This window comes from Polaromonas sp. YR568 (assembly GCF_943372955.1).
Classification (GTDB): domain Bacteria; phylum Pseudomonadota; class Gammaproteobacteria; order Burkholderiales; family Burkholderiaceae_C; genus Polaromonas.
Map to the genome: position 1 here is coordinate 329,168 of NZ_CALSAL010000002.1, position 14,509 is coordinate 343,676.

Below are 14,509 nucleotides of genomic sequence, written 5' to 3' on the forward strand. Positions count from 1 at the left end.
CCATAGCCGCTGCTATTGCCGCTTCTTTCCAGCAGCCTCCTTCGAACGCAGCGCATCCAGCACCAATGAGAACGCGGGCGACGGCTGTCGCCGGCTTGGGTAGTAAAGGTAGTAGCCCTCGAACGGCGCACACCAGTCCTCCAGCACCCGCACGAGCCGCCCCTCTTCGATGTGAGGGGCAAACTCCTCCTCTGGCAGGAAGGCGATGCCCAGACCCTGCAGCGCCGCCAGAACAATGTGCGGGGTACTGTTGAGTGTGACCTGCCCCTCGACACGGACATTCACCTGCTTGCCCTTGCGTTCGAACTCCCAGACATACAGGCCCCCGTGCGTGGGAAAGCGTATGTTGATGCAGCTGTGCTGCGTCAGGTCTTGCGGCGTCTTCGGCTTCGGGTGCCTGGCGAAGTAGTCAGGCGCGGCGACTGCTGCCATCCGCAGCCGGGGGCCGATGGGCACCGCGATCATGTCCTTGTCGATGGTGTCACCCAGCCGCACACCCGCGTCAAAGCGGTCCGCCACGATGTCCCTGAGCCCGTAGTTGACGTCGAACTCGACCTTGACGTCGGGATATTGGCGCAGCAGGGGTGCGACCTTGGGCAAGAGTGTGGTCTTGAGCACATGGTCACCACAGGTGATGCGCACCGTACCGGTCGGCTTGTCACGCAGATCCGACAACTCATCCAGCTCTGCCTCGATCTCGTCGAAGCGGTAACCGATGGCGTGCAGCAGCCGCTCTCCGGCGGCAGTGGGTGACACGCTGCGCGTGGTGCGGGTCAGCAGACGGATTTCCAGCCTGGCCTCCAGGCCGCTGATGGCCTGGCTCAGCGCGGACTGGGTCACCCCCAGCAGTGCAGCTGCGCGCGTGAAGCTGCCCTCACGCGCCACCGTGACAAATGAGAGGAGATCGTTGAGGTTTCGTCTGGCCATGCGTTCAGTTTCTCACGGCCTTTTGATTAGCTCAACTAATAGCATTTATAAGAATTGATTAGCTAGTCAAAGTGATCAAGCCCCGGGAGAATTCCCCGCACACCGGCGAATTTTTCGCATCAAAGGAACTTCAACATGAATAACCACGCTGCAACTGGCACCCGGACTGCCAGTACAAGTCGTCGCAACCTGCTCAAGACGACCGGCTCAGGCCTTGCCGCCATGAGCGTCGGCCTGGTCACCGCCGCATCCGCTCCCGCTCTGGCCCAGACGCGCGTGAGGCTCAGCGACAAGTGGGACAAGACCTTCCCCAAGAGCGCCAAGGTCGACCACAAGAAGGTGACCTTCAAGAACCGCTACGGCATCCTGCTGGCGGCCGACCTGTACCAACCCAGGAACGCCCGCGGCAAGCTGCCGGCGATTGCCGTGGGAGGCCCGTTTGGCGCGGTGAAGGAGCAATCGTCCGGCCTGTATGCGCAGACGATGGCCGAGCGTGGCTTCGTCACGCTGGCATTCGATGCGTCCTACACCGGGGAAAGCGGCGGGGAGCCGCGCAATGTGGCCTCGCCTGACATCAACACTGAAGATTTCAGTGCCGCAGTCGACTTCCTGGGCCTGCAGCCGATGGTCGACCGTGAGCGGATCGGCATCATTGGCATCTGCGGCTGGGGTGGCATGGCCTTGAATGCCACCGCGGTGGACAAGCGGGTCAAGGCCGTTGTGGCCAGCACCATGTACGACATGACGCGCGTCATGTCCCGGGGTTACAACGACAGCGTGACCCTGGCACAGCGCACGCAGATGCTGGAGCAACTGGGCCAGCAGCGCTGGAAGGACGCGGAGAAGGGAAGCCCGGCCTACCAGCCGCCCTACAACAAGCTGCAGGGTGGAGAGGCGCAGTTCATGGTCGACTACCACGACTATTACGCCAAGCCGCGCGGCTATCATCCGCGCGCGGTCAACTCCCTCAACGCGTGGACGCAGACAACGCCGCTGTCGTTCATGAACATGCCTATCCTGACCTACATCGCGGAAATTTCCCCGCGCCCGGTGCTGTTCATCCATGGCGAGAAGGCGCACTCGCGCTACTTCAGCGAAACGGCCCATGCGGCCGCGGCACAACCGAAGGAACTTGTGATCATCCCCGGCGCCAGCCACGTCGATCTGTACGACCGCGTGGACCTGATCCCGTTTGACAAGCTCACGTCGTTCTTCAGGCAACATCTGGCCCCGGCATGACCACTTGTCCTCATGCCCGGCACTGGTGGGTCTTGCGAAGGCTGGGCCTGCTGCTGTTGCCCTTTGCACTGTGGGGCGGTACTGTGGCTCAGGCGGCCAGCCCTGCGGCACCCGCTGGCACCACGTCGGCCAGCACTCTGACCCCCAGAAAAGCGGAGGAGTCTCGTATGTGGATGACCATCGGCGAGCGTCGCTTCGCCCTCACCCTGGCCGACACCGAGGCCGCTCGTGCTTTCGCTGCCATGTTGCCGCTGACGCTGGACATGGAGGAACTCAACGGCAATGAGAAGAAGACGGACCTGCCAAACGCGCTGCCAACAGACACCTACCGGCCCGGCACGATCCGCAATGGCGACCTCCTGCTGTGGGGATCGCGTACCGTGGTCATTTTTTATCTGACCTTCGACTCGCCTTACTCATACACCCGCCTCGGCCGCGTGGATGACCCCGCAGGGCTTGCACAGGCGCTCGGACGCCGAGGCGTACGCGTGGTGTTCTCCAGAGACTAGCTTACGCAGAAGGGCCGGGGACTCCAGTGGGCCAGCGCCTTGAGTCCAGTCTGCACCGCCTGGGTCCTCCCTTTTTAGTCGACACCTGCCGCTCACACATCTGTCGCCTGTGTGATCCACGCACGGCATCGCATTCGCCGTGCCGCTGTCAGCACATCAATGCACCAACCCCGTCTTCACGCCCAATCTGCGCGCCAGCTTGTGCAGATTGCTGGCATCCAGTTGAAGCTGCCGCGCGGCAGCGGCCCAGTTGTCGCCATGCAGGGCGAGCGCCTGCCGAATGGCCTGTCTCTGGCTGGCTTCGACCACCTCGTGCATCGAGGCCAGCAGCGGTGCGGTGGCACCTTGCAGCGCCTCATCGTTGGAGCGCGTCAGCACGCCCGCCGGCAGGGCCAGCGGATCGAGGTCCAGCATGTCGGCTTCGAGTGTGACGATCTCCTTGCGGTCCGCACCCCGGCTGACCGCCTTCAAGGCCGAGCGGCTGATGACGTGCTCCAGTTCGCGCACGTTACCCGGCCAGCGGTAAAGGCGCAGGGCATCTTCCGCAGCCGGAGACAGGCGCAGGCTGCGCAGCCCGAGCCGCGCGCGGTTGAGCTCCAGGAATCGGCCCGCCAGCAACAGCACGTCGTTGCCACGCTCGTGCAGTGGCGGAATCACGATGGGGTAGACAGACAGCCGGTGGTACAGGTCGGCGCGAAAGGTGCCGTCGCGCACATGGTCGCGCAGGCTGCGGTTGGTGGCCGCAATCACACGCACGTTCACTCGGCGCGGCCGGTCGGCGCCCAGGCGCTGAATCTCGCCGTTCTGTAGGGTTCGCAGCAGCTTGGCCTGAATTGACAGCGGCAGTTCACCCACCTCGTCAAGAAACAGCGTGCCGCCTTCTGCCGCCTCGAAGCGGCCTGGCCGGTCGTTCACAGCACCCGAGAACGCGCCGCGTGCGTGGCCGAACAGCTCGCTTTCGGCAAGCGACTCCGGCAAGGCCGCGCAGTTGACGTGAACCAGCGGTTTGCCAGCCCGGCGTGACAGGCGATGCAGCCGGTGCGCAAACAGCTCCTTGCCCACGCCGGTTTCACCCAGCAGCAGCACCGGCAGTTCGGAATCGGCCACCACCTGCAGTTCATGCAGCAGGTGGGTGATGGCGGTGCTCTGGCCAAGGATTTCATGGTCCTCGCCGGGCGCGGGGGTTCCGACCGGCAGGGCCCCACCAGACAGGCGAAACGCACGTATCTCTGCCTCAAGACGCGTCACGCGCACTGCGGCCTCGATGGCGCAGGCGAGTTTGGCCAGGTCGCCCTGTGCCTGTTCATCAAAGGCGCCGACTGCGATGGCGTCCAGCGTGACCACGCCCCAGCGCTTGCCTTCGACGTCCAGCGCCATACCCATGCAGTCGTGCACTGCCAGCGGCTCACCCACACGCTCATCAATCAGGCCGTCGTAGGGGTCGGGTAGCACGCTGTCCTGATGAAAGCGGGTGACGCCGCGCCGCTGCACGATCGCGGCCAGGCGCGGGTGGTCTTTCACTGCGAAGCGGCGGCCGAGTGCGTCGTTGACCAGGCCGTCCACCGCGACCGGTCGCAGGTGCTCCCCTTCCAGCTTGAGCAGGGCCACTGCACCGCAGGCGAAGTGGGCGCGCAGGCTGCCAACCAGCCGTTGCAGCCGCACGGCAACCGGCAGGTCGGCCACCAGATCGGTCAGCAGGAGAAGGTGGATGGTGGAGACGGTCATAAGGACCTTGCATGGTATTCCTGACCATGCCCGCACCGGGTACTGATGACCATCTAACTTGCAAGCAATTGATTCATATCAAGTTTTTCCTGGCACAGCCCTCGCAAGGTCAACAGGGCCGAAGTCGGCATCAAGACCAGGAGAGCCACATGAAACGAATCCATTCGCTGGGCGCCCGCATTCCGATGAGCGCCGCCATCTGCCTTCTCGCCATCACGCTGCCGCTACAGGCCCAGACAGCCGGGCACAGCACCCCCACCGCCGCGCCATCCAAGGGCGCTACAGCTGCCACACCGGCCGCCGTACGCCGCTACGACCTGCACACCAACATCGTCGACGGCAAGATGGTCTTCATTGACGACAAGGGGCGCGTTAACCCCACCCTCACGGCGAACGCTGGCGACACGATCGAGATCGTGCTGGAAAGCGGCGAAGGCGCAGAGCACGACCTGGTGATTCCAGAACTGAAAGTCGCGTCGGCCAAGTTCAGCGCCAGTACCGGCAAGACCACGGTGCGGTTCAAGGTACCCCGCTCGGGTACCTTCACCTACTTCTGCTCGATTCCGGGCCACCGCCAGATCGGCATGGAAGGCCTGTTGAAAGTCACGGGCCCTGCACAGGCCGGTCTGCCAGCCCCGGCCAACGACTCCAGTGCCTCTGCGCTGGCGCTCTACACCCCCGCACCTGTGCCGCAGCGCGCGGCCGACCCGTCTGCCGTGAGCGTGGTGGGCAATCCGGCTTCGGTGCCAGCAGCCATCGGAACGAGAGCGCCGCAAACCCTGAAGTACCGGCTGGAGACGGTCGAGCTTCCCGGCAAGCTCGATGACGGCACCAGCTTCACCTACTGGACCTTCGACCGGCAGGTACCCGGGCCCATGCTGCGCGTGCGCCTCGGCGACACGGTGCAGCTGACGCTGGCCAACGCACGCGACAGCAAGATGATCCATTCGATCGACCTGCACGCGGTGACCGGTGGCCATGGCGGCGGCGAGCACACACAGGTGGCGCCCGGCCAGGAAAAAACCATCACCTTCAAGGCGCTGAATCCGGGGCTGTACGTTTACCACTGCGCCACGCCGCTGGTGCCGCAGCATATCGCTGCGGGCATGTACGGAATGATTCTGGTCGAGCCAGAGGGCGGGCTGTCCAAGGTGGACCGCGAGTACTACGTGATGCAAGGCGAGATGTACACCGGCCGGCCGCACGGTGCCAAAGGCCATCAGGAGGCTGACCTGGAGAAGATGGCCAATGAGCTGCCGGACTACTACGTCTTCAACGGCGCAGTCGGCGCATTGAGCAAGACGCACAAGCTGCAGGCGAAAGTGGGCGAGAAGATCCGCATCTACTTTGGCGTGGGTGGCCCCAACAAGATTTCGTCGTTCCACGTCATTGGCGAAATCTTCGACACCGTGTACAGCGAAGGCTCGTTCACCGGCCGCAAGCACGACGTGCAAACCACGCTGGTGGCGCCGGGCGGGGCGACTATCGTCGAGTTCCAGGTGCAGCACCCAGGCAGCTACCTCTTGGTGGACCACGCGCTGTCTCGCGCCGGCAAGGGTGCGGTCGGCGTGCTTGAAGTGACGGGCGACCCGGTTCCGGGCGTCTACAAGGCTGGCGCGCAATAACCCTGTGCACGCCTCGCCCCGCGCCAGTCAAACCGATCCACCCTTTCCATACAGGAGCACATGATGGAACTCATCGACCAATCCCTCGGCCAACTCGCAAGGCGCATCAGCGGCGCGACGCGCCTGTTCGACGCCAACCAGCTCGACTTCTGCTGCGGGGGCAACCATTCGCTGCGCTCCGCCGCCGCGAAGGCCGGCATCGATCCGGAGCCCATTGCCAGCGAGCTGCGTGTTCTGGAGGGTCGCACAGCGCCCAACAGTGAACATGACTGGAGCGACGCCACGGTGCCCGCACTGGTGGAACACATCCTCACGCGCTACCACGCGGTGCACCGTGAGCAGCTGCCGGAGCTGATTCGTCTGGCGCGCAAGGTCGAGCAGGTGCATGGCGAGCGCGCCGACTGCCCGCACGGCCTGGCCGACCACCTGGCCGCCATGGCGCAGGAACTCGAAAGCCACATGCGCAAGGAGGAAGACGTGCTGTTTCCGCTGATCTCGCAAGGCCACGGCTCACTGGCTGGTGCGCCCATCACGGTGTTGCGAAGCGAGCACGATGAGCATGGCGTGGCGCTGCGCCATGTGAACGAGCTGACCAACGACATCACAGCGCCCGCCACCGCCTGCACCACCTGGCGTGCGCTGTATGCCGGGCTGCGAGTCTTCCGCACAGACCTGGTCGCGCACATCCACACCGAAAACAACATCCTGTTCGAGCGCTTCGCGCCCGCAGCGGTGATCTGACTGGAGCATCCCATGGGACCCTACAAGAAACTCTGGTTCACGCTGATCGGCGTGATGATCGTCACCTTCTCGCTGCTGGGCTACTTCGGCGTGGAGGTATACCGCCAGGCACCGCCGATTCCGGCGCAAGTGACCACGCAGGACGGCAAGGTGCTGTTCGACCGTGAGGGCATTCTCGATGGCCAGACGGCGTGGCAGTCGGTGGGCGGCATGCAGCTGGGTTCCATCTGGGGCCACGGCGCCTACCAGGCCCCCGACTGGACGGCCGACTGGCTGCACCGCGAGCTGACCGCCTGGCTCGACATCGCCGCGAAAGACACACACGGCAAGGCCTACGCCGCGCTTGACGGGCCCGCACAGGCCGCGTTGCGCGAACAGCTGCGCGCCGAGTATCGTGGCAACCGCGTGGACGCGGCCAAGGCACTGAAGCTGTCAACACGCCGCGCACAAGCCATCGCGCAGACGGCGAACTACTACGACCTGCTTTTCTCCGACGCGCCGGCACTGCAAAAAAGCCGCGAGCACTTCGCCATGAAAGAGAACACCCTGCCCAGCGCTGAACGGCGTCAGCAGATGACGCAGTTCTTCTTCTGGACAGCCTGGGCCGCCGCCACAGAGCGACCGGGCCAGAAGGTCACCTACACCAACAACTGGCCGCATGAACCACTGATTGGCAACCAGCCCAGCGCAGAGAACATTGTCTGGTCCATCGCTAGCATCGTAGTGCTGCTGGCCGGCGTGGGCTTTCTGGTGTGGGCCTGGGCCTTCATGCGCAAGCACGATGAACCCCTGCCCGAGCCCGCCGCACGTGACCCGCTGACCACCTTCGTGCTCACGCCATCACAACGCGGTCTGGGCAAGTACCTGTTTCTGGTGGTGGCGCTGTTCGTCTTTCAGGTGTTTGTAGGCGGCTTCACGGCGCATTACACCGTCGAAGGGCAGCAGTTCTATGGCATTGATGTCTCGCGCTGGTTTCCCTATGCGCTGACGCGCACCTGGCACATCCAGGCGGCGCTGTTCTGGATTGCTACGGGTTTTCTGGCCGCAGGGCTGTTCCTCGCACCGTTGATTAACGGGGGCAAGGATCCCAAGTTCCAGAAACTGGGCGTCGACGTGCTGTTCTGGGCACTGGTGGCCGTCGTGGTCGGTTCGTTCACGGGCAACTACCTCGCAATTGCACAGGTGATGCCGCCCGAGTGGAGCTTCTGGCTCGGCCATCAGGGCTACGAGTATGTCGACCTGGGTCGGCTGTGGCAGATTGGCAAGTACATCGGCATCCTGCTGTGGCTGGTCCTGATGCTGCGTGGCGTGGTGCCCGCGCTGCTGACCAAGGGCGGCGACAAGAACCTGCTGGCGCTGCTCACTGCATCGGTCGGCGCCATCGGCCTGTTTTACGGCGCAGGCCTCTTCTATGGCGAGCGCACCCATCTTTCGGTGATGGAGTACTGGCGCTGGTGGGTGGTTCACCTCTGGGTGGAAGGCTTTTTTGAGGTGTTTGCCACGACGGCTCTCGCCTTCATCTTCGCAACGCTCGGTCTGGTCTCGGCGCGCATGGCCACCACGGCCAGTCTGGCATCGGCATCGCTGTTCATGCTGGGCGGTATTCCAGGCACCTTTCACCACATGTACTTCGCGGGCACCACCACACCCGTGATGGCGGTGGGTGCCAGCTTCAGCGCGCTGGAGGTGGTGCCGCTGATCGTGCTCGGGCATGAGGCCTGGGAGAACTGGCGGCTCAAGGCGCGTGCGCCCTGGATGGACAAACTCAAATGGCCTTTGATGTGCTTTGTGGCGGTGGCCTTCTGGAACATGCTGGGTGCCGGGGTCTTCGGCTTCATGATCAACCCGCCGATCTCGCTGTACTACGTGCAGGGTCTGAACACCACACCCGTACACGCCCATGCTGCACTGTTCGGGGTGTATGGCTTTCTGGCACTGGGCTTCACGCTGCTGGTGCTGCGTTATCTGCGCCCCGACCACCAGTTCAGCACACCGCTGATGAAAACCGCGTTCTGGGGCCTCAACGCTGGCCTGGTACTGATGATCTTCACCAGTCTGCTGCCAATCGGCGTGATCCAGTTCCATGCCAGCGTGAGTCAGGGCCTCTGGTACGCCCGCAGCGAGGAGTTCATGCAGCAGCCGCTGCTGCAGAACCTGCGTTGGGTGCGAACCTTTGGTGATGTGGTGTTCATCGTCGGCGCGGTCGCGATGGCCTTGCAGGTGGTGATGGGCCTGCTGGGCAAATCGCCGGCGAAATCGCAGCCCTTGCCGTGGCCAGAGAAAACTGCGCTCGAAGGCGAAGGCAAATAGGAAGGCACGACGATGACGAGCGAACTTTGCACCGAAGAAGAAGTGGCTCGCCTGGTGCACTCGTTCTATGCGCGGGTGCGGCAGGACGGGCAGCTCGGCCCGATCTTCGCTGCGCATGTGGACGACTGGGAGCCGCACCTGGCGAAGCTGGTGGACTTCTGGTCCTCCATTCTTCGCCGCACCGGACGCTTTACCGGGGCACCCATGCCCAAGCATGCCGCCCTGCCCGGGCTGACGGCGGAGCTGTTCCAGCACTGGCTGGCCCTGTTCCGTGAGAATGCCGCTGCACAACCCAACCAGGCCATGGCGGCGCAGGCGTGCGTGATGGCAGAGCGCATCGCGCAAAGCCTGTGGCTGGGGTATCAGGCAGGTCGTGACATGCGCGGGTTGCTGCGAGCGCCCTCAACGGGCGCCGACTTGTTGCCTACCTGAACGGCGGGCCGCTCAGTGGGCCGCTCCGTGGGAAGACATGCGGTCCGACATCATCTGCATCATCATATCCATCATGGCCATGTGATCGCCCATCATCTGATGACGCTTGGCCATGTCTGCCGGCATGCCCTTGCCGTCGCCAGCAGCGGGCGGGCCCGACGTTCCCTGCATGCAGGCCGTGCCACCGCCACCCGGCTTGGCGTGCATTTCCTTCATCATGGCCATGCCGCCCTGCATGGCCTTCATGTGATCGGCCATCAGGGCCTGGCGCTCGGCAGGCGTCTTGGCGTTCTTCATCTTCTGGTGCATCTCATGCATGGCTTTCATGCGCGACTCCATGCTGGCCATGGGGCTGACTGCTCCTGCAGCGGTGGCACCCGCTGCGGCGTGCTGGTGGGCAGGGGCTGCGCAGGCGCTCAGAAGCGCAGCGACGGAAAGTATGAGAAGGGTGCGGGCGGCATTCATATGAACTCCTGGTGACTGAGAACTGTCAGCGCCGACCCAATGGGCCCTGCGCACGTTCACAGTCTGATGCAGAAGGCCATGGGCAGGTGGCCATAATGCAGTCGCCTTGCGATGGATCAAATCAAAAGGCAGCTGTCTGCCGCCGTCGCGCTTATCGCAAGCCCAAGGCCTTCCAGCCCTCGATACCCAGCTTCTCCAGCGTCTGAATGTTCTGCTCGAAGATCGCGTCAGCCTCGGGGAAGGCCTCGACGGCCTTGTCGACACTTTCTTCGCGCAACAGGTGCAGCATGGCAAACGGTGCGCGGTTGGTGTAGTTGCTGATATCGTCGGGCTCGGTGCCGTCGAACTGGAAGCGCGGGTGAAAGCTGGCGAGCTGGATCACGCCTTCGAGCTCATGTTCACTGACCACGCCATCGGCCAGTTCAAGGAAGTCGTTGAAGTCGAGAAAGTCTTCAAACAGCGTGGGGTGAATCAGCAGCGTGGTGTCAATCTCTTCTGCCGGTGTGGCCACCAGCAGATCGAGTTCGCGGTCGAGCTCTTCCAGCAGGTCGTCGGCATGGCGCGCATGGCTCACCACCAGACGCACCTGGTTCTTCACGTACACCGCCTTGGCGAACGGGCACAAGTTGAGCCCGATCACGGCCTTCTCAAGCCAGTGGCGGGTTTGCGTCAGGACTTCGTCGTCGGTCATCACTGTCTCAAGGAACTACATCCAATAGCTGTAGCAGCTGTTCAACCAAGCAGGAGCCGCGGGACTGGCTTTGCCAGACCGCAGGCGGAGCTGCTCCCACGGGGGCTCAATGCAAGGCTTTGAAACGCACCCGCTTCGGCTTGGCGCCCTCTTCACCCAGGCGCTTCTTCTTGTCGGCTTCGTATTCCTGGTAGTTGCCGTTGAAGAAGGTCCACTGGCTGTCGCCTTCGGCGGCGAGGATGTGGGTGGCGATGCGGTCAAGGAACCAGCGGTCGTGGCTGATGACCATGACCGAGCCGGCGAATTCAAGCAAGGCGTCTTCCAGCGCGCGCAGGGTTTCCACGTCGAGGTCGTTCGACGGCTCGTCGAGCAGCAGCACGTTGCCACCAGCGATCAGTGTCTTGGCCAAGTGCAGGCGGCCACGCTCACCACCGGAGAGCATGCCCACGCGCTTTTGCTGGTCGGCGCCGTTGAAGTTGAAGCGGCCAGCATACGCGCGGCTGGGCATGGTGAACTTGCCCACGGTCAGCATGTCGAGCCCGCCGGAGATGTCTTCCCACACGGTCTTGTCGTTGGCGAGGTCGTCGCGGTGCTGGTCCACAAAGGCCATGCGCGCGGTCTTGCCGATCACGACTTCGCCGGAGTCCGGCTTTTCCTTGCCTGCGATCAGCTTGAACAGCGTCGATTTACCGGCGCCGTTGGGGCCGATGATGCCGACGATGGCGCCCGCAGGCACCTGGAAGCTCAGGTTGTCGATCAGCAGGCGGTCACCAAAAGACTTGCTGACGTTCTTGAACTCGATGACTTCATTGCCCAGACGCTCGGCGACAGGAATGAAGATCTCCTGCGTTTCGTTGCGCTGCTGGTATTCATAATCCGACAGTTCCTCGAAACGGGCCAGACGCGACTTGCTCTTGGCCTGTCGCGCCTTGGGGTTCTGGCGTGACCATTCCAGCTCTTTCTTCAGGGCCTTGGCGCGGGCTTCTTCGCCCTTCTGCTCCTGCGCCAGGCGCTCGCCCTTCTGGTCGAGCCAGCTGCTGTAGTTGCCTTTCCACGGAATGCCGTGGCCGCGGTCGAGTTCCAGAATCCACTCGGCGGCGTTGTCGAGGAAGTAGCGGTCGTGGGTGATGGCCACCACAGTGCCGCCAAAGCGCTGCAGGAACTGCTCCAGCCAGTCCACCGACTCGGCGTCCAGGTGGTTGGTGGGCTCGTCGAGCAGCAGCATGTCGGGCTTGGACAGCAGCAGGCTGCACAGCGCCACGCGGCGCTTTTCGCCGCCGGAGAGCACGCCGATCTTGGCGTCCCACGGTGGCAGGCGCAGCGCGTCAGCGGCGATTTCAAGCTGGTGCTCGGAGTCGGTGCCGGCAGTGGCGATGATGGCTTCAAGGCGCGCCTGCTCGGCGGCCAGTGCGTCAAAGTCAGCATCGGGCTCGCCATAGGCGGTGTACACGGCTTCGAGCTGGGCCTTGGCTGCAAACACGGCGCCCATGCCAGCCTCGACGCTCTCGCGCACGGTGTGCTCGGGGTTGAGCTTGGGCTCCTGTGGCAGGTAGCCGATGTTAAGACCCGGCATCGGGGTGGCTTCGCCTTCAATCTCCTTGTCGAGGCCAGCCATGATCTTGAGCAGCGTGGACTTGCCGGACCCGTTGGTGCCGAGCACGCCGATCTTGGCGCCGGGGAAGAAGCTGAGCGACACCTCCTTGAGGATGTGGCGTTTGGGCGGCACGATTTTGCCGACCTTGTTCATGGTGAAGACGTACTGGGCCATCGGAAAACTACTTTGGTAAAGAGTGGAACACGGGCGCCTGTCCTGTGTAGAGCGGCCCTGCAGAGGGGGCACGCTGGGGCGCTTCAGGAGGCGTCAAACCCCTGATTATCGTTGCTGTGCGACAATACACCGGTTGGCGGCTCCAGTTGCCCTCAACATTTGGGCACATCCGGGGCGGTTTCCACCGCCAGCTACTCCGCTAGTCCTGCGATGTTTTCGGCCCGACTCCCTGACCCCATCTGCCTATGACTGGCGGGTTGCCCCCACACCGGGCACCCAACAGGCCGATCTAAAGCGCCCCGGCGGCGCAACACCATGACATTTGAAGAATTGAACCTGGCCCCGGCCATTCTGAAGGCCGTGCTTGAGCAAGGCTATGACACCCCCACGCCCATCCAGGCCCAGGCGATCCCTGCCGTGCTGGCAGGCGGCGACCTGCTGGGCGGCGCCCAGACGGGCACCGGCAAAACCGCAGCCTTTACGCTGCCACTGCTGCAGCGCCTCTCCAGCGAGCCACGCCTGACCAACCGCCGCGGCGTCAACGCCGTGCGCGCCCTCATCATGACGCCGACCCGCGAACTCGCGGCCCAGGTGGAAGAAAGCGTTCGCACCTACGGCAAATACCTGGACCTCACCTCGATGGTGATGTTCGGCGGCGTTGGCATGGGTGCGCAGATTGAAAAGCTGCGCCGCGGCGTCGACATCTTGGTGGCCACCCCCGGCCGCCTGCTGGACCATGCGAGCCAGGGCACGCTGGACCTGAGCCAGGTGCAGATTCTGGTGCTCGACGAAGCCGATCGCATGCTGGACATGGGCTTCATCCACGACATCAAGAAGGTACTGGCGCTGGTGCCCAAGCAAAAGCAGTCGCTGCTGTTCAGCGCGACCTTCAGCGACGAGATCCGCGAGCTGGCCAATGGGCTGCTGAAGAACCCGGAATCGATCCAGGTCACGCCGCGCAACACCACGGTGCAGCGCATCACGCAGACCATTCACCCGGTGGGCCGCAGCAAGAAGAAAGCGCTGCTGACCCACATCATCAACGAACACAACTGGAGCCAGGTGCTGGTGTTCACGCGCACCAAGTTCGGTGCCAACAACGTGGCCGAGCACCTGACCAAGCAGGGCATCCCGGCGATGGCGCTTCACGGCAACAAGAGCCAGACTGCGCGTACCCAAGCACTGGCCGACTTCAAGAGCGGCACCATCCGCGCACTGGTGGCCACCGATATTGCTGCCCGTGGCATTGACATTGACGAGTTGCCGCACGTGGTGAACTACGAGATTCCGAACGTCAGTGAAGACTATGTGCACCGCATCGGCCGCACCGGCCGCGCCGGCAACAGTGGCGAGGCCGTGAGTCTGGTGTGTCTGGACGAAGAAGGCTTCATGCAGGACATCGAGCGCTTCACCAAGCAGACCATTGAGAAAGTCATCGTCCCCGGTTTTGAAGCCGAACCCGGTGAGCGCGCCGAGCCTTTGGCCATGGGCCGCCAGACCATCTGGGGTGGCTTGGGCAAACCGCCGAGCCGTGAAGTCATGCAGGCCGCCGCCAAGGCTGCCCGCTCGGAAATGATGCAGCGCATCCGCGACACCAAGGGCGCACAGCCGTCCCGTGGCAACGGTGGTAATGGTGGTGGAGGTGGTCAGGGTGCACGCGGTCGTGGCCCTGCCGGTGGTGGCAATGGTGGTGGCAACGGTGGCGGCGGCTCAGGTCGTGGCCCGCGCACACCCAACCCGGGCCAGCCACGCCAGAGCTCGGGCTATTCGAACAACGGCCAGCCCGCTGGCGAACAGCGTGCGCCACGCCAGTCACAGCCTCCGCGCTTTCGCGACGAGCAGCCACGCGCACCGCGCAATGAGTCCCGTGGTGAGCCGCGCAACGATTTCGACAACCAGCAACCGGCCAGCCACGCCTCGTCGGGCTTTCCCTCGTCGGGCCAGCCGACCGGCGGCAACCGTGGCGGCTTCAGGGGCGGTAACCGTTCTGGTGGTGGTGGCGGAGGCGGTGGTGGGCGCAGTGGCGGCCCGCGCCGCACGGGTGGGGGCTCCGGCCCTTACGGCGGACGTTGATTCG

Annotated in this window: 12 protein-coding genes; 7 read left to right on the forward strand and 5 right to left on the reverse strand. The window is 63.9% G+C overall.

Annotated elements, in window-relative coordinates; genetic code table 11:
- Window positions 1-12: 12 nt before the first annotated feature.
- Window positions 13-927: a LysR family transcriptional regulator gene (locus AAG793_RS07460; protein ID WP_341906287.1), complete on the reverse strand. Its 915-nt coding sequence runs from the start codon at window positions 925-927 to the stop codon at window positions 13-15.
- 135 nt (window positions 928-1,062) lie between these two features.
- Here AAG793_RS07460 and AAG793_RS07465 point away from each other — a divergent pair, with 135 nt between their 5' ends.
- Both AAG793_RS07465 and AAG793_RS07470 read left to right on the forward strand, forming a co-directional pair.
- Window positions 1,063-2,166: an alpha/beta hydrolase gene (locus AAG793_RS07465; RefSeq protein ID WP_341906289.1), complete on the forward strand. Its 1,104-nt coding sequence runs from the start codon at window positions 1,063-1,065 to the stop codon at window positions 2,164-2,166.
- A gap of 167 nt (window positions 2,167-2,333) precedes the next feature.
- A complete protein-coding gene (locus AAG793_RS07470; protein WP_341906291.1) occupies window positions 2,334-2,675 on the forward strand; it encodes a cyclophilin-like fold protein in 342 nt (113 codons plus the stop codon).
- A 156-nt stretch (window positions 2,676-2,831) separates the two neighbouring features.
- Here AAG793_RS07470 and norR read toward each other — a convergent pair whose 3' ends face one another.
- Window positions 2,832-4,400 (reverse strand): nitric oxide reductase transcriptional regulator NorR, encoded by a 1,569-nt coding sequence (gene norR / locus AAG793_RS07475; protein WP_341906293.1) that lies wholly within the window; start codon window positions 4,398-4,400, stop codon window positions 2,832-2,834.
- Window positions 4,401-4,549: 149 nt separating this feature from the next.
- On the opposite strand from norR, the gene nirK reads away from it, so the two are divergent.
- From nirK to AAG793_RS07495, 4 genes are all read left to right on the forward strand, one after another.
- Window positions 4,550-6,025, forward strand: coding sequence for a copper-containing nitrite reductase (gene nirK, locus AAG793_RS07480; RefSeq protein WP_341906295.1), 1,476 nt, complete (start codon window positions 4,550-4,552; stop codon window positions 6,023-6,025).
- 63 nt (window positions 6,026-6,088) lie between these two features.
- On the forward strand, window positions 6,089-6,766 hold the full coding sequence (gene ytfE / locus AAG793_RS07485; protein ID WP_341906297.1) for an iron-sulfur cluster repair protein YtfE: 678 nt from the start codon (window positions 6,089-6,091) through the stop codon (window positions 6,764-6,766).
- Between the two features lie 12 nt (window positions 6,767-6,778).
- Window positions 6,779-9,076 carry a nitric-oxide reductase large subunit gene (locus AAG793_RS07490; RefSeq protein ID WP_341906299.1) on the forward strand — a complete coding sequence of 766 codons (2,298 nt, stop codon included), beginning with the start codon at window positions 6,779-6,781 and terminating at the stop codon, window positions 9,074-9,076.
- Between the two features lie 12 nt (window positions 9,077-9,088).
- A complete protein-coding gene (locus AAG793_RS07495) occupies window positions 9,089-9,508 on the forward strand; it encodes a group III truncated hemoglobin (RefSeq protein WP_341906302.1) in 420 nt (139 codons plus the stop codon).
- Between the two features lie 12 nt (window positions 9,509-9,520).
- Here the strand turns inward: AAG793_RS07495 and AAG793_RS07500 are convergent, their stop codons facing one another.
- The 3 genes from AAG793_RS07500 to ettA form a co-directional block, all read right to left on the reverse strand.
- Window positions 9,521-9,973: a hypothetical protein gene (locus AAG793_RS07500; RefSeq protein WP_341906304.1), complete on the reverse strand. Its 453-nt coding sequence runs from the start codon at window positions 9,971-9,973 to the stop codon at window positions 9,521-9,523.
- A gap of 151 nt (window positions 9,974-10,124) precedes the next feature.
- Entirely contained in the window at window positions 10,125-10,664 is a 540-nt protein-coding gene (locus AAG793_RS07505; RefSeq protein ID WP_341906306.1) for a DUF1415 domain-containing protein, read from the reverse strand.
- A gap of 106 nt (window positions 10,665-10,770) precedes the next feature.
- A complete protein-coding gene (gene ettA / locus AAG793_RS07510; protein WP_341906308.1) occupies window positions 10,771-12,432 on the reverse strand; it encodes an energy-dependent translational throttle protein EttA in 1,662 nt (553 codons plus the stop codon).
- A gap of 315 nt (window positions 12,433-12,747) precedes the next feature.
- Here ettA and AAG793_RS07515 point away from each other — a divergent pair, with 315 nt between their 5' ends.
- Entirely contained in the window at window positions 12,748-14,505 is a 1,758-nt protein-coding gene (locus tag AAG793_RS07515) for a DEAD/DEAH box helicase (RefSeq protein WP_341906310.1), read from the forward strand.
- The last annotated feature ends 4 nt before the right edge of the window (window positions 14,506-14,509 follow it).